Origin of the sequence: Corynebacterium stercoris, from assembly GCF_024160105.1 — a bacterium.
GTDB lineage: Bacteria > Actinomycetota > Actinomycetes > Mycobacteriales > Mycobacteriaceae > Corynebacterium > Corynebacterium stercoris.
In genome coordinates this window covers 146897-168465 of record NZ_JAMFTQ010000002.1, presented here as the reverse complement: position 1 = coordinate 168465, position 21569 = coordinate 146897, and the positions used below count along the sequence as shown (strand labels likewise).

At 67.1% G+C, this 21569-nt stretch carries 21 protein-coding genes; 14 read left to right on the top strand and 7 right to left on the bottom strand.

Going from position 1 to position 21569, the window contains the following annotated elements; genetic code table 11:
* The first annotated feature begins 3 nt into the window (after nt 1-3).
* Complete coding sequence (locus M5J20_RS02940; protein WP_253576166.1) at nt 4-762, top strand: ATP-binding cassette domain-containing protein; 759 nt, start codon at nt 4-6, stop codon at nt 760-762.
* 8 nt (nt 763-770) lie between these two features.
* Here the strand turns inward: M5J20_RS02940 and M5J20_RS02935 are convergent, their stop codons facing one another.
* The 3 genes from M5J20_RS02935 to M5J20_RS02925 are packed head-to-tail and all read right to left on the bottom strand — an operon-like array spanning nt 771 to nt 2984.
* Nucleotides 771-1196, bottom strand: coding sequence for a YbjN domain-containing protein (locus M5J20_RS02935; protein ID WP_253576165.1), 426 nt, complete (start codon nt 1194-1196; stop codon nt 771-773).
* A complete protein-coding gene (locus M5J20_RS02930; RefSeq protein WP_253576164.1) occupies nt 1186-1632 on the bottom strand; it encodes a type III secretion system chaperone family protein in 447 nt (148 codons plus the stop codon). Before M5J20_RS02930 ends, M5J20_RS02935 begins: the two co-directional genes overlap by 11 nt.
* Before the next feature lie 11 nt (nt 1633-1643).
* On the bottom strand, nt 1644-2984 hold the full coding sequence (locus M5J20_RS02925; protein WP_253576163.1) for a TIGR01777 family oxidoreductase: 1341 nt from the start codon (nt 2982-2984) through the stop codon (nt 1644-1646).
* 106 nt (nt 2985-3090) lie between these two features.
* Between M5J20_RS02925 and pyrR the strand changes: the two genes are divergently transcribed.
* From pyrR to metK, 11 genes are all read left to right on the top strand, one after another.
* Nucleotides 3091-3654 (top strand): bifunctional pyr operon transcriptional regulator/uracil phosphoribosyltransferase PyrR, encoded by a 564-nt coding sequence (gene pyrR / locus M5J20_RS02920; protein ID WP_253576162.1) that lies wholly within the window; start codon nt 3091-3093, stop codon nt 3652-3654.
* Nucleotides 3655-4590, top strand: a complete 936-nt coding sequence (locus M5J20_RS02915) for an aspartate carbamoyltransferase catalytic subunit (protein WP_253576161.1) — start codon at nt 3655-3657, stop codon at nt 4588-4590. It begins immediately after the preceding gene.
* Nucleotides 4587-5870 carry a dihydroorotase gene (locus tag M5J20_RS02910; protein WP_253576159.1) on the top strand — a complete coding sequence of 428 codons (1284 nt, stop codon included), beginning with the start codon at nt 4587-4589 and terminating at the stop codon, nt 5868-5870. Before M5J20_RS02915 ends, M5J20_RS02910 begins: the two co-directional genes overlap by 4 nt.
* 20 nt (nt 5871-5890) lie before the next feature.
* Nucleotides 5891-6337, top strand: coding sequence for a carbamoyl-phosphate synthase domain-containing protein (locus tag M5J20_RS02905; protein ID WP_253576157.1), 447 nt, complete (start codon nt 5891-5893; stop codon nt 6335-6337).
* Nucleotides 6338-9685 carry a carbamoyl-phosphate synthase large subunit gene (gene carB / locus M5J20_RS02900; protein ID WP_253576155.1) on the top strand — a complete coding sequence of 1116 codons (3348 nt, stop codon included), beginning with the start codon at nt 6338-6340 and terminating at the stop codon, nt 9683-9685.
* Entirely contained in the window at nt 9685-10533 is an 849-nt protein-coding gene (pyrF, locus tag M5J20_RS02895; protein ID WP_253576153.1) for an orotidine-5'-phosphate decarboxylase, read from the top strand. The genes carB and pyrF overlap by 1 nt, the downstream gene beginning before the upstream one ends.
* 225 nt (nt 10534-10758) lie before the next feature.
* A complete protein-coding gene (mihF, locus tag M5J20_RS02890; protein ID WP_253576151.1) occupies nt 10759-11082 on the top strand; it encodes an integration host factor, actinobacterial type in 324 nt (107 codons plus the stop codon).
* 3 nt (nt 11083-11085) lie between these two features.
* Nucleotides 11086-11688, top strand: coding sequence for a guanylate kinase (gene gmk, locus M5J20_RS02885; protein ID WP_253576148.1), 603 nt, complete (start codon nt 11086-11088; stop codon nt 11686-11688).
* 38 nt (nt 11689-11726) lie between these two features.
* Nucleotides 11727-12023 (top strand): DNA-directed RNA polymerase subunit omega, encoded by a 297-nt coding sequence (gene rpoZ, locus M5J20_RS02880; RefSeq protein ID WP_253576348.1) that lies wholly within the window; start codon nt 11727-11729, stop codon nt 12021-12023.
* A gap of 74 nt (nt 12024-12097) precedes the next feature.
* Entirely contained in the window at nt 12098-13318 is a 1221-nt protein-coding gene (gene coaBC / locus M5J20_RS02875) for a bifunctional phosphopantothenoylcysteine decarboxylase/phosphopantothenate--cysteine ligase CoaBC (RefSeq protein WP_253576146.1), read from the top strand.
* Between the two features lie 83 nt (nt 13319-13401).
* Nucleotides 13402-14643, top strand: a complete 1242-nt coding sequence (gene metK, locus M5J20_RS02870; RefSeq protein WP_253576144.1) for a methionine adenosyltransferase — start codon at nt 13402-13404, stop codon at nt 14641-14643.
* On the opposite strand, the gene M5J20_RS02865 is transcribed toward metK, so the two are convergent.
* The 4 genes from M5J20_RS02865 to M5J20_RS02850 all read right to left on the bottom strand — a co-directional run bounded on the left by M5J20_RS02865 (nt 14640) and on the right by M5J20_RS02850 (nt 18726).
* Nucleotides 14640-15515: a hypothetical protein gene (locus tag M5J20_RS02865; RefSeq protein WP_253576142.1), complete on the bottom strand. Its 876-nt coding sequence runs from the start codon at nt 15513-15515 to the stop codon at nt 14640-14642. The genes metK and M5J20_RS02865 overlap by 4 nt on opposite strands.
* A gap of 3 nt (nt 15516-15518) precedes the next feature.
* Nucleotides 15519-15896, bottom strand: coding sequence for a hypothetical protein (locus tag M5J20_RS02860; protein WP_253576140.1), 378 nt, complete (start codon nt 15894-15896; stop codon nt 15519-15521).
* Between the two features lie 16 nt (nt 15897-15912).
* On the bottom strand, nt 15913-16791 hold the full coding sequence (locus tag M5J20_RS02855) for a polysaccharide deacetylase family protein (RefSeq protein ID WP_253576137.1): 879 nt from the start codon (nt 16789-16791) through the stop codon (nt 15913-15915).
* Nucleotides 16792-17484: 693 nt separating this feature from the next.
* The gene (locus M5J20_RS02850) at nt 17485-18726 is read right to left on the bottom strand and encodes an RtcB family protein (protein WP_253576135.1); all 1242 of its coding nucleotides are present in this window, start codon (nt 18724-18726) and stop codon (nt 17485-17487) included.
* A gap of 307 nt (nt 18727-19033) precedes the next feature.
* Between M5J20_RS02850 and M5J20_RS02845 the strand changes: the two genes are divergently transcribed.
* Nucleotides 19034-21046: a primosomal protein N' gene (locus tag M5J20_RS02845; protein ID WP_253576133.1), complete on the top strand. Its 2013-nt coding sequence runs from the start codon at nt 19034-19036 to the stop codon at nt 21044-21046.
* A gap of 21 nt (nt 21047-21067) precedes the next feature.
* Nucleotides 21068-21565, top strand: coding sequence for a peptide deformylase (gene def, locus M5J20_RS02840; protein WP_253576131.1), 498 nt, complete (start codon nt 21068-21070; stop codon nt 21563-21565).
* Nucleotides 21566-21569 lie beyond the last annotated feature (4 nt).

Below are 21569 nucleotides of genomic sequence, written 5' to 3'. Positions count from 1 at the left end.
CCCATGGCCATCATTGCACTGCGCGACATCACCAAGTCCTACGGCAGCTTCGATGCCCTGCGCGGCGTGAACTTACGCATCCGCGAGGGCGAGGTCACGTGCGTGCTCGGCGATAACGGCGCAGGCAAATCGACGCTGATCAAGATCCTCGCGGGGCTCCACGCGCCGACGTCGGGGCAGATGCTTATCGACGGAGCTCCCACCGCCTTCTCGTCGCCGCGCGACGCGATCGACGCCGGCATTGCGACGGTGTACCAGACGCTCGCGATCGTCGACGAGCTCAGCGTGTGGCGCAATTTCTTTTTGGGCAACGAGCTCACCGGAGCGTTGGGGACGCTGAAGCGCGAAGAGATGAAGCGGATCTGCGCGGAGCAGCTGCTGCAGATGGGCATCGACATCCCGGACGTGGATGTGGAGGCGGGCAAGCTCTCAGGCGGTCAGCGCCAAGTTGTCGCGATTGCGCGCGCGGTGTACTTCGGCGCGCGGGTGGTGATCCTGGACGAGCCGACGGCGGCGCTCGGCGTGAAGCAGTCGGGCATGGTGCTCCGGTTCATCGCCTCGGCGCGGGATCGCGGGGTGGCCGTCGTGTTCGTCACCCACAACCCGCACCACGCTTACCTGGTGGGCGACCACTTCACCATTCTGAAGCTGGGCCACCAAGAGCTCGACGCGCCGCGCGCGGAGGTCACGCTCGACGAACTGACCCGCGAGATGGCGGGCGGCGGGGAGCTGGACGAGCTCAGCGAGGAACTCAAGCGTTAACCGGGGGCTTAGCGCAGCTCCTCCATGTCTTCGCTGAGGGCGACCATGGCGTCTTGGCAGGCGAGGACGCCGTCGACGGCGGCGCGCAGGGCGCTGGTGAGTTGCTGGTCGCTCAGTCCAGCGGGGACGCTGATATCCGCCTCAGTGCGGATGACGAGCGTCTCGCCGCGGTTGACCACGATCGCGCGGGCATCGAGGTAGGTGGAGTTCACCTGGTTCGCCGCCAAATAGAGCACGGCGTCGGTGGAATTCGCGGGGGTGTCGGTGGCGGCGTCGGCACGCACGATGAGCACCGTGTCCAGCAGGACGAAGAGCACCTGGAAATCGTTGATGTTGGCGTGGGCGGCGCGCCCGGAGCGATCGTCGGCAAGCTCGATGCCCATGTCGCGCATGGCGGAGATGACGCGGTCGATGGTGACAAGGCTAGTGGTCATCGTGCGGGTCCTCCCAGGTCACGAGAGTGGGGAAGCTGGTCTCCAGGAAATCGAATGTCTGGAGGGTGGCGTCGATCGAGTTGACGATGAACGCGCCGAGCTGGTTGAAGGACGCGCCCTCGGCGATGTTCATGGTGCGGATCGCGGAGGCGGCGAGGGTGCCGTCCTCCGACTCGAACATGCGCAGGGTGGGGGCGAAATGCGTCTGGTTGTGCTCGTTGACGGCGAAAAGGAGGTGGGAGGCCATCTCCTGCGGGAACGCGCCGCGCCACACTGCCTCGAAGACAAGGGTGGGGCCGTCGATGGCCACAACCAGCGCGGTGTTGACGAAGCCGGAGCGCACCATCTGGCCGTCGACGCGGTGCTGGAGGTCCTCCTCCTTGAAGATGGCGGCGACGGCCTCGGCCGTCACGGGAACTACTGAATCCTTAGTCACGGCACCCGAGCTTACGCGCCGAGGAGCGCTTCCTTGCCCAGCTCGTGGGCGAGGGCCGCCTCGAGGGTGGGGTAGCGGAAGCGCCAGCCGGCGGCCTCGGCGCGGGCGGGCACGACGCGTTGGTCGGCGAGCGCGAGCTCCTCGCCGCCCTCTTTGCCCAAGAGCAGTTTGGGGCCGAATTCCGAGATGGGGAGGAAGTCGGGGCGGTTGAGCATGCCGGCCAGGGTTGCCGACATCTCCTTGTTGGTTACCGGGTTCGGCGCGGTGGCGTTTACGGGGCCGCGCACGGAATCATCGAGCAGCGCGCGAGTGTAGATGTCGGTGAGGTCGTCGAGGGCGACCCAGGACATCCAGAAGTCGCCGTCGCCGAAACGGGCACCGAGGCCCGCGGACACGGATGCCTTGAGCACCGGCAGCAGGCCGCCGGCACTGGAGAGCGCGAGGCCGGTGCGGATGTTCACCACGCGCAGGCCTTGTACCTGGGAATCAGCTTCCCAGTCGCGGCACACCTCAGCGAGGAAGCCCTCGCCCGGGCCGTCCTCTTCCACGTGCGGGCGGCCGCCCGCGTCGGTGCCGTAATAGCCGACGGCGGAGGCGGAAACGAACGTCGCTACGCCGCATGCAGCCGCGACCTCGGCGAGCTTGCGGGTGGGGCCGACGCGGGAATCGCGGATCTTGCGTTTCTTCTCCTCGGTCCAGCGGCCCATGATGGATTCGCCCGCGATGTGGGCCACCGCGTCGACGCCCTCGAGCAGGTCCGCGGCGGGGTTATCCGGGTCCCAGTGGCGCTCGCCGGGGCCGGGCTCGCCGCGGGTCAGGCCGATCACTTCATGGCCCGCAGTGGTGAGCTGGGCTTTCAAGTGCGTGCCGACGAGTCCGGACGCGCCCGTCATGGCGATCACCAGCGGGTTTGTCTCGGGGAGGGACTGCAGGAACTGGATGTCCTCGACGAGCTGGTGCTGGCGGTAGGCCCAGGCGGCGCGCAGGTCGCGCTCGGGAATAGTCGACTCGACGGTGTCAGTGATGCGGGTAGCGGGAGAGCCGTCGGGAAGCGTGGCGTCCTCGAAGCGGTGCGTGTGGCGCCACTGGGTCGCGGCCTTGATTGGCTGGTTCACGGCCTCGTCGACGAACTGCTCGCCCGGAACGTAGCCGTCAACCTGATGCTGCGCCACCCACGTCATGCCTGCCGGCAGGGAAAATACCGTGGTGCCGCCGCGCAGGGACTGCGCCTGCTCGACAGGTTCCATCGGCAGGAAGCCGGGTGTGAGTCGGACGACGGCGCCCGGGCGGGAATGCCATTCCCAGACGGTGCCGCGGTCGGCGGGGACGATGTGCGAGGTGTTAAGGCCCATAACCGGCCACGCTACAGACTGCTCCGGGAGCCCGGGTCGAAGTGTTACGCTGGCAGGAGTCTAACCACCTTTAAATTCCGCACAGAGAGGCGGGGAAGGAGGTCCGATGAGTGAGAATAACCGCGCGACGGTTGAGCTTTTGACGGCTCAAGATGTCGGGCGCACTATTGCACGCATCGCGCACCAGATTATTGAGAAGACCGCGCTGGACACAGATACTGCCAATTCGGTCATGCTGTTGGGCATTCCGTCGGGGGGCGTGCCGCTGGCGCAGCGCATCGCCGCTGCGATCGAGGAATTTTCGGGCGTGAAGGTGCCGGTCGGCAGCCTGGATGTCACGCTCTACCGCGATGACCTGCGCGACAAGCCGCACCGCGCACTGAGGCCCACGAACATCCCGGGCGACGTGGACGGCGCGACCGTGATCCTCGTCGACGACGTCCTGTACTCCGGCCGCACCATCCGCGCCGCGCTGGACAGCCTGCGCGACATCGGCCGCCCGCGCGTGATCCAGCTTGCAGTGCTGGTGGACCGCGGCCACCGCGAGCTGCCCATCCGCGCGGACTACGTGGGCAAAAACATTCCGACGGCGAAGACCGAGGACGTCACCGTGAGCCTCACGCCTATCGACGATTGCGACGGCGTCACGCTGACCAAGGAGGCGGAGTAAATGAAGCACCTGATCAGCATTCAGGACTTGACCCGCGAGGAGATCGTGGGCCTGATGGATGAGGCGGACCGTTTCCGCGAGGCGCTGGACGGCCGCGAGATCAAGAAACTGCCGACGCTGCGCGGCCGCACCATTTTCACCCTGTTCTACGAGAACTCCACCCGCACGCGCTCCAGTTTCGAGACAGCGGGCAAGTGGATGAGTGCGGACGTGATCAACGTCGCCGCCTCCAGCTCCAGCGTGAAGAAGGGCGAGAGCCTCAAAGACACGGCTGCGACGCTCGCCGCGGTTGGTGCCGATGCGATTGTGATGCGCCACCCGGCATCCGGTGCCCCGCACCTGCTGCGCCAGTGGCTGCCGGAGACCAGCATCATCAACGCAGGCGACGGCCAGCATCAGCACCCGACGCAGGCGCTGCTGGATGCGGTGACCATGCGCCAGCACATCGGCGACGTCGCGGGCAAGCACGTGCTGCTGGTCGGCGACATCCTGCACTCCCGCGTGGCGCGATCGAACGTCGATCTGCTCTCCGCCCTCGGCGCGACGGTCACCCTCGTGGCCCCGCCGACGCTGCTCCCCACCGGGGTTGAGCACTGGCCGTGCGAGACTTCTACTGATTTCGACGCAGCCCTCGAAAGCGACCCTGACGTGGTGATGATGCTGCGCGTCCAAGCAGAGCGCATGCACGGCGGGTTCTTCCCCTCGCACCGCGAGTACGCCACCCTCTTCGGCCTCTCCGCCGCCCGCGCAGCCCGCCTGCGCGACGACGCGCTGATCATGCACCCGGGCCCGATGCTGCGCGGCATGGAAATCAACTTCGACGTGGCGGACCGCCCCAACACGGTGGTCCTAGGCCAGGTCTCAAACGGCGTGTACACCCGCATGGCCGTGCTGTTTACGCTGCTCGCGAGCGGCGAGGAAGGAGCGCGCGCATGAGCACGCTAGCCCTGAACAACGTCCGCCCCTACGGCGAAGACGTGACCAACATCCTGATCAACACCGCAGACGGCGTGATCGCCGAGATCGCCGGCACCCCGTTCACCGATGCAGATGACGCCATCGATTGCGGGGGCAACATCCTGCTGCCGGGCCTGGTGGACATGCACGTGCACCTGCGCGAGCCGGGCCGCGAGGACACCGAGACCATCGCCACCGGCTCCGACGCCGCCGCGAAGGGCGGCTTCACCGCCGTGTTCACCATGGCGAACACGCAGCCGGTGATTGACCAGCCGTTCCTGGCGGAGGCTGTGTGGGAGAAGGGCCAGGCGTACGGCACGTGCGACGTGTACCCGGTCGGCTCCATCACACAGGGCCTCGCAGGCGAGCAGCTCACCGAGATCGGGCTGATGTCCCGCAGCCACGTGCGCATGTTCTCCGACGACGGCCGCTGCGTGAACGACCCGCAGCTAATGCGCCGCGCCATCGAGTACGCGAAGGCCTACGACGTGATTCTGGCCCAGCACGCCGAGGACCACCGCATGACGGCGGACGCCTGCGCCCACGAGGGCGAGACGGCGGCGAAGCTTGGCCTGCGGGGGTGGCCGCGGGTGGCGGAGGAATCCATCGTCGCGCGCGACATCATCATGACCCGCGACTACGGTGGGCGCTACCACCTCTGCCACGCCTCCACCGAGGGCACGGTGGAGCTGCTGCGCTGGGCGAAGGGCCAGGGCATCGAGGTCACGGCGGAGGTTACGCCGCACCACCTGCTGCTTACCGACGAATGCCTGAACACCTACGACGGCAACTACCGCGTGAACCCGCCGCTGCGCGAGGCCCGCGACACAATCGCCCTGCGCGACGCGCTGCTCGACGGCACCATCGACGTGGTGGCCACCGACCACGCCCCGCACGGCTCCGAAGACAAGTGCGTGGAGTTCGAGCACGCGAAGCCCGGCATGCTGGGCCTCGAGACCTCCCTCGCCGTGGTGGCGCAGGTCTTCGTGCAATCCGGCCTGGCGGACTGGCGCTTCGTTGCCAAGGTGATGAGCGAGCGCCCCGCCGAGATTCTGCGCCTTAAGGACCAGGGCCGCCCGATTGCTGCGGGCGAGCCAGCGAACCTCACCGTGGTCAACCCGGACGCCACGTGGACGGTCCACGGCAAGGAACTCAAGTCCAAGGCCTCGAACACCCCCTACGAGGAGATGGCCTTCAACGCCCGCGTCGAGCTGACCCTGCTGCGCGGCGCCGTCACCTACGACGCGACCAGCAACTAGACACGAAAAGGACACTGACTATGACGACATCACGCATCCCGGCCGTGCTCGTGCTGGCCGACGGCACGCGATTCCCAGGTTTCGCGTTCGGCGCGGCCGAGGCTGGTGCCTCGGCCGAGAGCCTCGAAGGAACCTGCACCCACACCGTCGACATGTTCGGCTACCAGCGCGAGATGACCTCGCCGGAGCGCAAGGGCGAGATTCTGGTCTTCGCCGCTCCCCAGGTCGGCAACGTCGGCTGGAACAGCGAGGACAGCGCAGGCGACGGATCCATCACCCCCGCTGCTGTGGTCGTGCGCGATGTTTCGCGCATTCCGTCGAACTTCCGCGCGCAGCGCACCCTCGAGGAGGAGCTGCGCAACCAGGGCGTGACCGGCATTCGCGGCGTGGACACCCGCAAGCTGGTCCGCCACCTTTCCAAGACCGGCCCCCAGCAGGCCACCATCCAGATCCAGGAGGCCAAATAAATGAAGCGCGACGATCTCAACCACGTCATGGTGATCGGCTCCGGCCCGATCGTGATCGGCCAGGCCTGCGAGTTCGACTACTCCGGCACCCAGGCGTGCCGCGTGCTCAAAGAGGAGGGCATCCGGGTCACCCTGGTCAACTCCAACCCGGCGACGATTATGACGGACCCGGAGTTCGCTGATGCCACCTACGTCGAGCCGATCGAGCCCGGTTACATCGACAAGATCCTCGCCCGCGAGGCCGAGAAGGGCCACCCGGTGGACGCGATACTGCCGACTCTCGGCGGCCAGACAGCACTGAACACCGCCATCAAGCTGGACCGCCTGGGCATTCTGGCCAAGCACGGCGTGGAACTCATCGGCGCGGACATCGACGCGATCGAGCGCGGCGAGGACCGCCAAAAATTCAAGGACATCGTGGAGAAGGTCGGCGGCGAGTCTGCCCGCTCCCGCGTCTGCTACACCATGGAGGAGATCGAGGAGACTGTCGCGGAGCTCGGTTTCCCCTGCGTCGTGCGCCCCTCGTTCACCATGGGCGGACTCGGTTCCGGCCTGGCCTACGACATGGACGATCTGCACCGCATCGCGGGCGACGGCCTCGCCGCGAGCCCCGAGGCGAACGTGCTGATCGAGGAGTCCATCCTCGGCTGGAAGGAGATGGAGCTCGAGCTCGTCCGCGACAAGGACGATAACTGCATCACCATCGCCACCATCGAGAACGTTGACGCGATGGGTGTGCATACCGGCGACTCCGTCACCGTAGCCCCGGTGCTCACCATGACCGAGCCCGAAGTGGCCAAGATGATCGAGCAGGGCAAGGCGATCATCCGCGAGGTGGGTGTGAGAACCGGTGGTTGCAACCTGCAGTTCGCCATTAACCCCGACGACGGCCGCATGATTGTCATCGAGATGAACCCGCGCGTCTCCCGCTCCTCGGCGCTGGCGTCGAAGGCCACCGGCTACCCGATCGCGAAGGTCGCCGTGCGTCTCGCCATCGGCTACACCCTCGACGAGATCGCCAACGACATGACCGGCGGCGCGCTCACAGCCCTCAGCGAGCCGACGCTCGATTACGTCATCGCCAAGATGCCGCGCTTCGCCTTCGAGAAGTTCCCGGGCTCCGACGAGACGCTGGGCACCTCCATGAAGGCAGTCGGCGAGGCCATGGGCATCGGCCGCAACTACATCCAGAGCCTGAACAAGGTCATGCGCTCGATGGAAGACAAGCCCAACGGCTTCTGGACGAAGCCGGACGAGTACTTCGCCGGCGAACGCGCCGCCGACGTCGCCGCCGTACTCGAAGATCTCAAGGTGCCTACCGATAAGCGCATGTACGATGTCGAGCTGGCGCTGCGTCTCGGCGCGAGCATCGACGAGGTCTACCGCGCCTCCGGGATCGACCCCTGGTTCCTCGCGGAGCTGGAGGCACTCGTCGAATTCAGGCAAGTGCTCACCGACGCCCCCGTGCTCGACGCGGAGCTTCTGCGCGAGGCGAAGGCATACGGGCTTTCCGACGCTCAGATCGCGGCCCTTCGTCCCGAGCTGGCCGGGGAGGACGGCGTGCGCACGCTGCGCTGGTCTTTGGACATCCACCCGACCTTCAAGACAGTGGACACGTGTGCCGGCGAGGTCGAGGCGACCACCCCGTACCTGTACTCCGCCTACGAGCTCGACCCCGATGCCGAGAGCGAAGAAGGCCTGACCAGCGACGGTTCCAAGGACAAAGTGATCATCCTGGGGTCCGGCCCGAACCGCATCGGCCAGGGCATCGAGTTCGACTACTCCTGCGTCCACGCCGCACTCGAGCTCTCCCGCGTCGGTTACGAAACGGTGATGGTCAACTGCAACCCGGAGACCGTCTCCACCGATTACGACACGGCCGACCGACTCTACTTCGAGCCGCTCACGTTCGAAGACGTGATGGAGATTTACCGCGCCGAAGCCGCGACGGGCAACGTCGCCGGTGTGATCGTTCAGCTCGGCGGCCAGACGCCGCTCGGTCTCGCGCAGCAGCTTGCGGATGCTGGCGTGCCCGTCGTCGGCACGACCCCTGAGGCGATTGATATGGCCGAGGACCGCGGCGAGTTCGGCAAGGTGCTCGACGCGGCGGAGCTGCCGGCCCCGGCATACGGCACCGCGATCTCCTTCGAGGAGGCCCGCAAGGTGGCAGCCGGTATCGGCTACCCGGTGCTGGTCCGCCCGTCGTACGTGCTGGGCGGCCGCGGGATGGAGATCGTTTACGACGAGGCCAGCCTGCACGATTACATCGACCGCGCCACCGAGCTCTCCCCGGACCACCCGGTGCTGGTTGACCGCTTCCTCGATTCGGCAATCGAGATCGACGTCGACGTGCTGTGCGACGGCGAGGAGGTCTACCTCGGCGGCGTGATGGAACACATCGAGGAGGCCGGTATCCACTCCGGCGACTCGGCCTGCGCCCTGCCGCCGATGACTCTCGGTCCGGACGACATCGACAAGGTGCGCCGCTCCGCAGAGGCATTGGCTCACGGCATCGGCGTGAAGGGCCTGATGAACGTCCAGTTCGCGCTGAAGGATGACATCCTCTACGTCATCGAGGCGAACCCGCGTGCGTCGCGCACCGTGCCGTTCGTGTCCAAGGCCACGGGCGTGCACCTGGCCAAGGCCGCGAGCCGCGTCATGATGGGGGCGACGATCGCGGAGCTCAAGGCAGAGGGGCTCATCCCGAGCGACTACGACGGCGGCTCCCTGCCGCTGGAGCACCCGATCGCCGTGAAGGAGGCTGTGCTGCCGTTCAGCCGCTTCCGTACGTCGCAAGGCAAGGTGCTCGACACCATCCTCGGCCCGGAGATGAAATCCACCGGCGAGGTCATGGGCCTGGCTCCGTCCTTCGGCGTGGCCTTCGCGAAGGCCGAAGCAGCCGCGTTCGGCGAGCTGCCGACCGAGGGCACCGTGTTCGTCTCCGTGGCGAACCGCGACAAGCGCACTCTGATCTTCCCGATCCAGCGCCTGTACACGATGGGCTTCAACGTGGTCGCGACCGCGGGTACGGCGCAGATGCTGCGCCGCAACGGCATCGAGTGCGAGACCGTGCTGAAGGCCTCCGAGGTCCGCGAGGGCGCTGACGGCAAGAGCATCGTCGAGCGCATCACCGACGGCGAGATCGACCTGATCCTCAACACCCCGGCAGGTTCCGCGGGCGCCCGCCACGACGGCTACGACATCCGCGCGGCTGCCGTCGCCGCGGGTGTGCCGATCATGACGACGGTGCAGGGCGTGACCGCTGCGGTGCAGGGCATTGAAGCGCTGCGCGGCAATGAGATCACCGTGACTAGCCTGCAAGAGCTCGACCACGCGGGAGAGCAGTAGTGGCGGACCAGCTTGGTTTCGGCGAGCGCCTCGTCGCCGCTGGCCGCGAGCACGGCAGGCTCTGCGTGGGCATTGATCCGCACGACAAGCTGCTCGCGCAGTGGGGCCTGCCCGCGACTGCCGACGGCGTTCGCACTTTCGCGCTGACCTGCGTGGAGGCGTTCGCTGGGGCGGTGGCGCTGGTCAAGCCCCAGGTGGCGTTCTTCGAGCGTTTCGGCTCGCAGGGCTTCGCCGTGCTGGAGGAGACGCTGGCGGCGCTGCGCGAGAACGGCACGCTGTGCCTGGCCGACGCCAAGCGCGGCGACATCGGCTCCACCATGGCCGGCTACGCGGCCGCGTGGCTCTCACCTGGCTCCCCGCTGGAGGCGGACGCGGTCACGCTGACCCCGTACCTGGGTGTCGGCTCGCTTGCGCCCGCGGTGGAGGTTGCGGAAGCGAACGGTAAGGGCGTGTTCGTCATGTCGGCGAACTCCAACCCGGAAGCGGAGGCGTTCCAGTCCGCGCGTCTTGCGGGCGTGCGTGCCGACGGCACCGAGGAGCTCAACCCCACCGTCGCCCAGTTCATGGTGGACGAGTGCGCGGCGCTGAACCGCGACCGTGCGGTGGGCAATGTCGGTGTGGTGGTTGGGGCGACCGTTGATACGCCCCCGGCCCTCGACGCGCTCAACGCGGCGGTGCTCATGCCGGGCGTGGGTGCGCAGGGCGCGACGTTCGCAGATGCGGACCGTCTGGGCGGTCAGCGCACGGAGCTCGTGTTCCCGAGTGTGTCGCGTTCCGTGCTGGCGCATGGCCCGGACGCAGCTGAGCTGCGGAAACACGCGCGGGACCTCGCCAGCCAGCGTGGTTAGCCCGGCCCTATTTAAGGCCGGGCAAAAACCCTGGTAGTTTATTCCCGTCGACCCGTTGACGTGGCGAAACGCCAGGCGCGTTGGCGCGGCAGCACTTTCGCAGTGCTACACTTGGCCGGAGCTGGGAACTTGCAACGGTGCAATTCGCCGTCGCGAGACCCCGGGGACGGTCGAGCACAGACTTTGTTAGGACCGAACCGTACTACTACTTTTTTGGAGGAATCCGTGGCACTTCCACAGTTGACCGATGAGCAGCGCAAGGCAGCACTCGAGAAGGCGGCAGAGGCCCGCAAGCAGCGCGCTGAGCTCAAGGCTTCGCTGAAGCGCGGCGAGACCACGCTGAAGGATGTCCTGGATAAGGCCGACACCGACGAGATCGTCGGCAAGACCAAGGTTTCCGCACTGCTCGAGGCTATGCCCAAGGTGGGCAAGGTGAAGGCCCGCGAGATCATGGAGGAGCTGGAGATCGCTCAGACCCGCCGTCTGCGCGGCCTCGGCGACCGTCAGCGCCGCGCTCTGCTGGAGCGCTTCGGCTTCAGCGAGGACTAAACGGTGGCACAGGACACGTCCCGTGGAAGGCTGGTTGTACTAGCTGGGCCTTCGGCGGTTGGGAAATCAACGGTGGTGCAGCGCCTGCGCAGCGACGTGCCTGACCTGTACTTCTCCGTGTCCATGACCACTCGGGCCCCGCGCCCCGGCGAGGTAGACGGACGGGACTACTTCTTCGTCTCCCCGGATGCGTTCCAGGAGCGTATTGACGCGGGCGAAATGCTCGAGTGGGCCGACATCCACGGCGGCCTCCAGCGCTCGGGAACTCCCGCTGGGCCGATCAACGAGGCGCTCGCCGCTGGGCGCCCTGTGCTGGTCGAGGTGGATTTGGTCGGCGCGCGCAACATTAAGCGCCTCATGCCGGAGGCGGCCACGGTCTTTCTCGCGCCCCCGTCGTGGGAGGTGCTGGTGGAGCGCCTGACTGGGCGAGGTACCGAGACCGAAGAAGTGATCCAGCGCAGGCTGCAGACGGCCCGGGAGGAGCTGGGTGCGCAGGAAGAGTTCGACAGCGTCGTGGTGAACGACGATGTGAACCGTGCCGTGGCGGCGATCGCGGAGATTTTGACCGTGGTTGCGCAGGACAACGACAACGAGCGTTACAACTAGTTAGCGAGTAGGAATAAGTGAGCAACGTTACCGACGATCTGTCGCAGACCACCGCGGATGCGGCCGAGGCAGCGCAGGAGCGCGTCTACGACGAGCCGGAGGGCATTACCGCGCCCCCGATCGACGAGCTGCTGACCAAGGTCTCGTCGAAGTACGCCCTGGTCATCTTCGCGGCCAAGCGTGCTCGCCAGATCAACAGCTTCTACCAGAACAACGATGAGGGTGTCTTCGAGTTCATCGGACCGCTGGTGAACCCGGAGCCGGGCGAGAAGCCCCTTTCCATCGCGCTGCGTGAGATCCAGGCGGGTCTCTTGGAGCACGAGGAAGGCCACTAGGCTTTTCGCACCCACCGCGCACCTGCCGCTTTCCAGCGGGGTGCGCGGTTTTTGCGTTGTTAGACTTGGGCGCTATGACTGAGATCCACAACGTCGTTGTCGGTGTGGCGGGCGGCATCGCCGCTTACAAGGCCTGCCACCTGGTGCGGGAGTTCACGGAAGCCGGGTGCAGCGTGCGGGTGGTGCCGACCCCGAACGCTCTGGAATTCGTTGGTGCGGCCACCTTTGAAGCGCTCTCGGGCCACCCGGTGGATACGGGGGTGTTCACACGTGTGGACGAGGTACAGCACGTGCGGGTGGGCCAGGAGGCGGACCTTGTGGTGATTGCGCCAGCGACAGCGGATGTCATCGCCCGCATCGCGGCCGGTCGCGCCGACGATCTCTTGACCGCCACCGTGCTCGTGGCCACCTGCCCCGTGGTGCTGGCACCGGCGATGCACACAGAAATGTGGAACAATCCGGCGACGCAGGCGAACGTCGCAACGCTGCGCTCGCGGGGCGTGACCGTCTTGGAGCCGGCGCACGGGCGCTTGACGGGAAAGGACACCGGGCCGGGCCGGATGCTGGAGGCGGGCCAGATCGCGGAGCTGACGCGCACAGTGGCTGCGACTGGCAGCATGGGGCGTGGACTGGAGGGCAAGCGTGTGCTGATTAGCGCCGGAGGGACGCAGGAGAATATTGACCCGGTGCGCTACATCGGCAACCGTTCTTCCGGTCGCCAGGGCTACGCGCTGGCCGAGGTGGCGGCGCAGCGGGGGGCGCAGGTGACCATTGTTGCGGGCGCGGTCGACGAGCTGCCTACGCCCGCGGGGGCCGAGATTGTGCGGGTGCGCTCAGCGCGTGAGATGCAGGCTGCTGTGAACGAGCGGGCCAGGGACGCGGACGTGATCATCATGGCCGCGGCGGTCGCCGACTACCGCCCGGAGCGCGAAGCCGATTCGAAGCTGAAGAAGGGCATTGCCGACGACGACCTCTCGACACTGCAGTTGGTGGAGAACCCGGACATTCTGAAGGGGATCGTCGAAAAGCGGAAAGCGGGGGAGACGCAGGCGGTGATTGTCGGATTTGCAGCAGAGACCGATAACCCGTTGGAGTATGGGCGGGCGAAGTTGGAGCGCAAGGGCGCCGACCTGTTAATGGTGAATTCGGTGGCTGGGGGCAAGGTATTCGGTGAGACGCGGAACCAGGGTTGGATTCTCGGCGCGGACGGCTCCACCTTCGAGGTGGAGGACGGCTCCAAGCAGGTCGTTGCCGCCCGGATCCTCGACGCTGTGGAGGCGTTCGCGGGTTGGTAGCGGCATCCTCGTTGCTACTTTCAGACAGCTTGGTCTATTGTGGGGGCATTCAATCGCCGAAACTCTGACAATGGGAGGCAGCTTTGTCCGTAACGCCCGTCGCCGACACCTCGTCCGGCTCGTTCTACCGGCTCTTCACCAGCGAGTCCGTGACCGAGGGCCACCCCGATAAGATCTGCGACGCGATCTCCGACTCGATCCTCGACGACATGCTCGCCCAGGACCCGGCATCGCGCGTCGCGGTGGAGACGCTGGTGACCACCGGCCAGGTGCACGTGGTGGGTGAGGTGCGCACTGAGGCGTACTCGAGCATCGCCAAGATCGTGCGCGACAAGCTCGTCGAGATCGGGTTCACGTCTTCCGAGGTGGGCTTCGACGGCACCACCTGCGGCGTGAACGTGGCTATCGGCGACCAGTCGGAGGAAATCTCCCAGGGTGTGAGCACCTCGCAGGAGGCGCGCGAGAACACGCTGGTAGAGGACGTTGAGCAGTCCGGTGCCGGCGACCAGGGCTTGATGTTCGGTTACGCCACGAATGAGACGCCGGAGTTCATGCCGCTGCCCATTTCCACGGCGCACCGCTTGTCGCGCCGCCTTGCGCAGGTGCGCCACGAGGGCATCGTCGAAGGCCTGCGCCCGGACGGTAAGACCCAGGTCACCTTTGCGTACGACGGCGAGACCCCGGTGCACCTTGACACCGTGGTGATTTCGACCCAGCACGACCCGGACTTCACCGGCGCGCCGCTGGAGAATGCACTGCGCACCGAGGTGCTGGAGTACGTGATCCGCGATGCTGGCCTGGAGCGCTTCTACAACGAGGACACGAAGCTGCTGGTGAACCCGTCCGGCTCCTTCGTGGTCGGCGGGCCGATGGGCGACGCCGGGCTGACGGGCCGCAAGATCATCGTGGACACTTACGGCGGCATGGCTCGCCACGGCGGCGGCGCGTTCTCCGGTAAGGACCCGTCGAAGGTGGACCGCTCCGCGGCGTACGCGATGCGCTGGGTGGCAAAAAACATTGTGGCTGCCGGCCTGGCGGAACGCGTGGAGGTGCAGGTGGCGTACGCCATCGGCCGTGCGAACCCGGTCGGCCTGTACGTGGAGACCTTCGGCACCGCAGCCGAGGGACAGACGAACGAGTCCATCCAGCAGGCCGTGGAGAAGGTCTTCGACCTGCGCCCGGACGCAATCATCCGCGAACTGGACCTGCGCCGCCCGATCTATGCGAAGACGGCTGCGTACGGCCACTTCGGGCGCACGGACGTTGAGTTCCCGTGGGAGCAGCTCAACAAGGTCGACGACCTGAAGGCGGCGGCGGGAGTTTAAGTCTCCTCCCGGGGCGGCGCCTCCTGCGCCGGCTCCTCGTGCGCCGGCTCCTGCGATTTCCACTGGGCTTTCTGCTGCTCCGATTTGCGGTGGTTGCGCAGCGCGATGATACCGACGGCGATGCCCATCACAACAGGCAGCCAGATCTCGGCGTACTCGGCCAGCCACTGCACCCAGGCGGGCATCTCGGGCAGGTCGATGTCGGGGAACGACCAGTTCGGCAACGGTAACTCGACCTGGGGAAGCTCGGGGACAGGCAGCTCCACCTGCGGCGGGTGGATCTCCGGCAGCTCCCAATCTGGGAGTAGCCCAGCAATCCACGCAATGACCCTCGCGAAGACAGGGGCGAGCAGCAGCGCCAGCAGCGCGAACCCGCCTTTGCTCAGCCCCTCGGCCATCGGGATCGCTGTGCGTCGGAACGTGCTGGATTGCATCATTTCGTGGCGTCGCTCGCCGCGCGAGCCGGCCGGTGGCTCGAATTCGACAATCGTCGGCCCCTCGCGGAACTCAATCTGTAACAGCTCCTTGAACGGGCTCATGGTGATCTTCAAGTGCGGTTTCGCGCGGTCGGTGCCGAGTCCCGTCATGACGGTGAGCTCGGGCTTACCCTGACCGAACAGCGGGACACGGGCGCTTTCGAGGGATTCGTACCGGTGCTGCATCTCGCCGTCGACGCTAATCTCCAGCCGGCGCGGCGGGTTCTTTATCCAAGTGCGCGCCCGCGCCCAAATGGGAGCATCGGCGGGCAGCCACACGCCGTTCTCGGTGGTGTCGCCTGGCCAATCGTCGTAAAGCTCGCGAAACTCCGCGTCGAAGCCTTGCCGGACTTCGATCAGGCCGTACGTGGGGTGGTCGAGCTGCCAGACTTCCATGCGCTAGCTCCTGCGCAGGTGCGTGCCGACGAAGGACCCCAACCACGCTGCCAGCACGCAACCGAGTGCGTAAATGAGCGTGCCGTCATTGAAGTAGAGCGCTTTGGCGATCCAGAAGCCGACGCCGGCGAGGATGGGCAACGACCAAGTGGCGCGGTAGAAGATGCCGTCGACAAGCCCGGTGAGTGCGGCGACGCCGAAGATGAAGACGATGATGGGGACCACCGCTGAATCGCCGCCGCCGAAGGCGGGGATGAGGAGCCACGGCCCCGCAATGTAGGCCGCGAGCATGACATACGGGGTGGCCTTGCGCCACCCTGTGCGTTCAAGCTGCTCCTGCGCGTCGTGCTCCGTGCGCTTCGCGGACTGCGTTTCAGTCATGGCGCCAACCTAGCAGTTAGCGGCGGGTGTAGACGGTGCCCGCGGCGGGGTTGGAGATGAGGCGGTCCATGCTGACCGGGCGTAGCCCCTTCTCACGGAGGCCGTCGATGACGCACGGCACCGCGTCGACGGTGGGGCGGTGAATGTCGTGCATGAGAATCACCGAGCCGGGCTTGGCACCCTCAACCGCGAGCTTGCAAGTCTTGGCCGTGTCGCGGTGCTTCCAGTCGGAGGTGTCCACGTCCCACAGCGCGACGGCGAGGCCGCGGTCGCCGGAAGCAGCAACCACCCGGTTGTCGTACATACCGTAGGGCGGGCGCATCCAGCGCGGGGTGACGCCGGTGGTTTCGGCGATCGCCGCGTTCGTATCGTCGAGCTGCTTGCCGATTGCGCCGTCGGAAAGCTTAGGCAAGCGCGGGTGATTATAGGTGTGGTTGGCAATGGTGTGGCCCTCGTCGCGCATGCGCTGCATGATCTTGGGGTTGGCCTTCGCATTGCTGCCGACGACAAAGAACGTGGCCTTGGCGTCCTTTTCCTTGAGCATGTCCAAGAGGCGGTCGGTGTCGCCGACGGGGCCGTCGTCGAACGTGATGGCCACGCAGTTGTCACACGTGTCCGGGGTGGGCTCCGGGTGGCCCTGGGGAGCTTCAGGCGCTGGCGGCGGAGCGGGCTGCGGGGCTGGATCCGCTGGACGCAGCTCGCGGGGGATCGCACCGCGTACCTGGGGAGGCAGGAGGTTGAAGCCCTGCCACCAGGCGTTGTGGGCGGCGTCGGAACTCGTGCTGGAGAATTGCTCCACCCGGGTGAGCCCCGCGGCCGGCGACGGCTGCACCACCGGGGCGATAAGGGCGAGGGAGCACAGTGCGGCGGCTGCGGCTTTGGCGACACGGTTCATTACCGGACGGACTCCGTTCCAGCGTTGGGGGGAAATGGTGTAACGCAAGCAGTATGCTCCTCGCGGCCCACGTATGCCAGCTTCGGCGCGCGGGTGCCTGGTGCGCGCGGTGTTTGCTACGCCGAGGCCGTGGGGTGTGTCGCTTACGCCTTCCTCCGTGAGGCGGATCACTGTCGGCTTTGGGTTGAGGTTGTTCCGCGCGGCGGAAAACCCTGAACCTGGACATGAGAGACTTCCGTGCGGCGGACAACCCTGAACCAGAGCGTGAGAGACTCCCGCGCGGCGGACAACTATCGACTTTGGGTTGAGGGTGTTCCGCGCGGCGGACAACCCTGAACCTGGGCGTGAGGGTACTCCGCACGGCGGACAACTATCGACTTTGGGTTGAGGGTGTTCCGCGCGGCGGACAACCCTGAACCAGAGCGTGAGAGACTTCCGCGCGGCGGACAACTATCGACCTCGTGTTGAGGTTGTTCTGCGCGGCGGACAATCCTGAACCTGGACATGAGAGACTTCCGCGCGGCGGACAACTGTCGACCTCGGGTTGAGAAACTTCCGCGCGGCGGAGGGAACGTGGCCCCGCGACCGGTGGGGCACCGCACTGGCTTATGGCGCAGCCACCAGCAATCTCGCGCCCGCATCCCCGCGCCCACCGCACCACCGCACGCCCGCGCCCGCCGTGCTAGTGCGCGGCTACGTGCCCTTGACGTTGAGGACCTGGCGCAGCCGGTGCTTGACGGAGATCAGGTCGGCGCTATCGGCGATGACCTGGTCAATCTCCTTGTAGGCGTCCGGAATCTCGTCGACCCAGGCGTCGCCCGGGCGGTAGACGATGCCGGCCATGCGCGCATCCAAATCCTCCGCAGTGAAGCGTTTGCGCGCCTCGGTGCGGGAGAAGCGTCGGCCAGCACCGTGCGGCGCGGAACGCAGCGCGGGGGCGTACGCCTTGCCCTCGACGACGTAGGAGGCGGTGCCCATGGAGCCCGGGATGAGGGCGAGCTGGCCCTTCTCTGCGCGCACCGCGCCCTTGCGGGTCAGCCACACATCCTTGCCGTAGTGCTTTTCCTGCACGGTGTAGTTGTGGTGGCAGTTCACCCGTTCCACAATCTCCACTTCCGCATCCAGGAAGGTTGCGAGGCAAGCGGTGAAGCGGTCCAGCATCTCCTCGCGGTTGAGGTAGGCGAAGCGCTGCGCCCAGGCGAGCTCGCGGATGTAGCAGTCGAACTCCGCGGTGCCCTCGACGAGGTAGGCCAGGTCCGGGTCCGGCACCGCGATCCAGTTGCGCACCATGTACTCCTGCGCTGCGTTGATGTGCTTCTGCGCAATCCGGTTGCCCACGCCGCGCGAGCCGGAGTGGAGGAACATCCACACCCGCTCCTCTTCGTCGAGGCAGAGCTCGATGAAGTGGTTGCCGCCGCCCAAGGTGCCCAGCTGCTGGCGCCAGTTCTTGGAGTGGGAGAGGTCCACGGACGTTTCGTCGGCAAGCGCTGCAAGCTCCCGGCAGCGGTCCTCTGCGGAACCTTCGATGTGCCAGTCGTTGTAGTTGCCGGGGGAGAGCGGGATGGCGGCCTCGATGGCGTCTCGCAGCTGCGCCAGGTCCTTGCCCTCGAGATCGGCGGCGGTGAACTGGGTGCGTGCGCCGATCATGCCGCAGCCGATGTCGACGCCGACGGCGGCGGGGATGACGGCGCCCAGGGTGCCGAAGACGGTGCCGACGGAGGAGCCCATGCCGAAGTGCGCATCCGGCATGAGGGCCACGTGCGGGTGCACGAACGGCATTGAGGCGGTGGCCTTGGCCTGTTCGAGGGTGTTGTCGTCCACCTCGGAGGCGAAGTTGATCACCTTCGGGGTGTGGTCGGCGATGGCGATGAGTGCGGCGCGGGTGCGCGCGGCGGCCTTCTTCTGGGCCTTGCCGCTGCGCCGGTCGGGGTGCATGGGAGTCTCCTTTGTGTCTGGTTGTTGCGGCGGAGACATAAGAAAACGCCTCCACCTTCTGGGGTGTGAGGCGTCCGAAGTGTGTGCCGGCTTATGGGTTGCCGGCGAGCGGGCACCCGGACGCGCGCATGCAAAATTGCTGCAGCTGCTTGTGCTGCAGATTCACGTTGCATAGGCGCATGGGGGTGTCCTTTCGAAGCTCAAACCAACTTCTAGCAGCCTCGCACGGGCTGCGTCAAGGCTTCGCCGGGATCTGGCGCGGCTTTGCCGGGAACTGGCACGGCGGCGGGCGCTACACTGCCAAACCATGTCCACCGCCCAGGCTGCCGAGCTCCCCATCGTCAGGGTGCTGCCGCTTTTGGGTCCGCCACACCTGGACCGGGTCTTCGACTACCTGGTCACGGAGGAGGAATCGGACGCTGCGCAGCCGGGGGTGCGGGTGCGCATCCGCTTCGCGGGCCGGCTCGTGGACGCGATTGTGCTGGAGCGCGCCACGACAAGCTCTCACCAGGGCAAACTCCGCTTCATCGAGCGCGTGATCTCCGCCGAGGTGGTCGCCCCGGAGCGGCTTCGCCTGCTTATCGACGCACTTGCTAACCGCTACGCCGGCACCCGGCCGGATCTCTACCGTGCGGCCATCCCGGCGCGCCACGCCAAGGCGGAGGAAACGGACACCACCACGAGCTGGGACGAGCTCGGCGAGGCGCAGGAGCCGGATCTGTCCGCGTGGAGCGCGTACGAGTACGGCGAATCATTCGTCGACGCGGTGCTGCGGGGCAAGCTGGCGCGCGCGGCGTGGCAGGTCGCGCCTGGGGACGACTGGGCGGAGGCGATCGCGGCGCTGGCGGTGAAGGTGGCGCTGGGCGGCGGGGGCGCGCTGATCGTGGTGCCGGATCAGCGCGATGTGGATCGCTGCGAACAAGCGCTGCGCACGCATGCGGCTGCGAAGCAGGTGACCACGCTGACGGCGTCGCAGGGCCCGCAGGCGCGCTATTCCCGCTACCTGTCGGTGCTGCACGGGCAGGGCCGGGTGGTGGTGGGGACCCGCTCGGCGGCGTTCGCGCCGGTGGTGGATCTCAAGCTCATCGTGGTGATGCACGACGGCGACGACAGCCTGGTTGATCCCCGCGCGCCGTATTTCCACGCGCGCGAAGTGGCGACGACGCGCAGCGCTATCGAACGGGCGTCGCTGATCATCGGCGGGGTGAGCCGCACCGCGGAGGCGCAGCTGTTGGTGGAAACCGGCTGGATGCACGCGCTCGTGGCACCGCGCTCAACGCTGCGTACCCGCGCGCCGCTCATCCGCGCCGCGGGTGATTCCGATTTCGAGCTGGAGCGCGACCCGCGGGCGCGCCAGGCGCGTTTGCCGTCCGTGGCGTTCCAAGCAGCGAGTGCAGCACTGGAGTACGGTGCGCCCGTGCTGTTCCAGGTGCCGCGGGCGGGCTACATCCAGGCTCTGGCGTGCGGAGTGTGCCGCGAGCCGTCCCGGTGCCGCTGGTGCAACGGTCCGTTGGGGCTGCCGTCGGGAAGCGAAGCCGCGGCCCCGACCTGCCGCTGGTGCGGGCGGATGGACGCGCAACACGTGTGCCCCGCGTGCGGTTCGCGGGCGGTGCGCGCGGTGGTGCTGGGCACGGAGCGCACCGCCGAGGAGCTCGGGCGCGCTTTTCCCAAGCAGCGCGTGCTCACGTCGTGGGGGGAGAAGGTGCGCGACACGGTGCCGAATGCGCCCGCGCTGGTGGTGGCGACGCCGAACGCGGAGCCGCGTGTCGACGGCGGCTCTTACGGTGCCGCGATTCTCCTGGACACCTGGGCGCTCGTGCAGCGCCCGGATCTGCGTGCCGTGGAAGACGCGTTTACCAAGTGGCTGGGGGCGGCCGCGCTCGTGGCCCCGCAGCACGCCGGCGGGGAAGTTGTTGTCGTTGCGGACCCGGCGCTGCCTGTGGTGCAGCACCTGATCCGGTGGGACGCGCCCGGGTTCGCCGCACGCGAGCTTGCGCAGCGCAGGGATGCGGGTTTCCCGCCGGCGGTGCACATGGCGCTTGTCGACGCTCCGAGCGCGGCCCTCGACGACTTCTTCACCCACGTGGACCTTCCGGAGAGCGCGGAGTTGCTCGGGCCGGTCGACCTGCCGCCCGGAGTCCACCTGCCGGGAGAGTGGGACGTGGCCAAGCTCGGGCCGGCGCAACGCATGCTAGTTCGGGCCCCGCTCGCCGGGCGCGACCAACTCGGCAAGGCGCTGCGGGCGGGCAACGTGAGCCGTGCCGCGCGCAAGCAGGATTCGCCGCTGCGCATCCAGGTCAACCCGGTGGACGTGGGCTAAGCCCCACTAGGCTTGGGTGCTATGACTGTGCGTCCCCTGCGTCTTTTCGGCGACCCGGTGCTCACTACCGTCGCCGCGCCCGTGACCGAGTTCGACGACGGCCTGCGCCGCCTCGTCGCCGACATGCTCGAGACCATGGATGCCGCAGGAGGTGTGGGGTTGGCGGCCAACCAGATCGGTATTGCGCGGCGCGTGTTCGTCTTCGATTGCCAGGGCATGCGCGGCGCCATCATCAACCCCGTGTGGGCGCCACTCGGCGGAAGCGAGCAGGTCGGGCCGGAAGGCTGCCTGTCCATCCCGGGCATCCGCGCCGACGTGGCGCGGCACAACACCTTGGTCGCCTCCGGGGCGGACGCGTTCGGGCGCCCGCTGGCGATCCGCGCGACGGGGCTTCTGGCCCGCTGCATCCAGCACGAGTCGGACCACCTCGACGGGGTACTGTTCCTGTCACGTATGGAGCCAGCGGCAAAGAAGCAAGCCATGGCGCAGATCCGCGCCGCCGACTGGTTCACCGCCTAAGAGG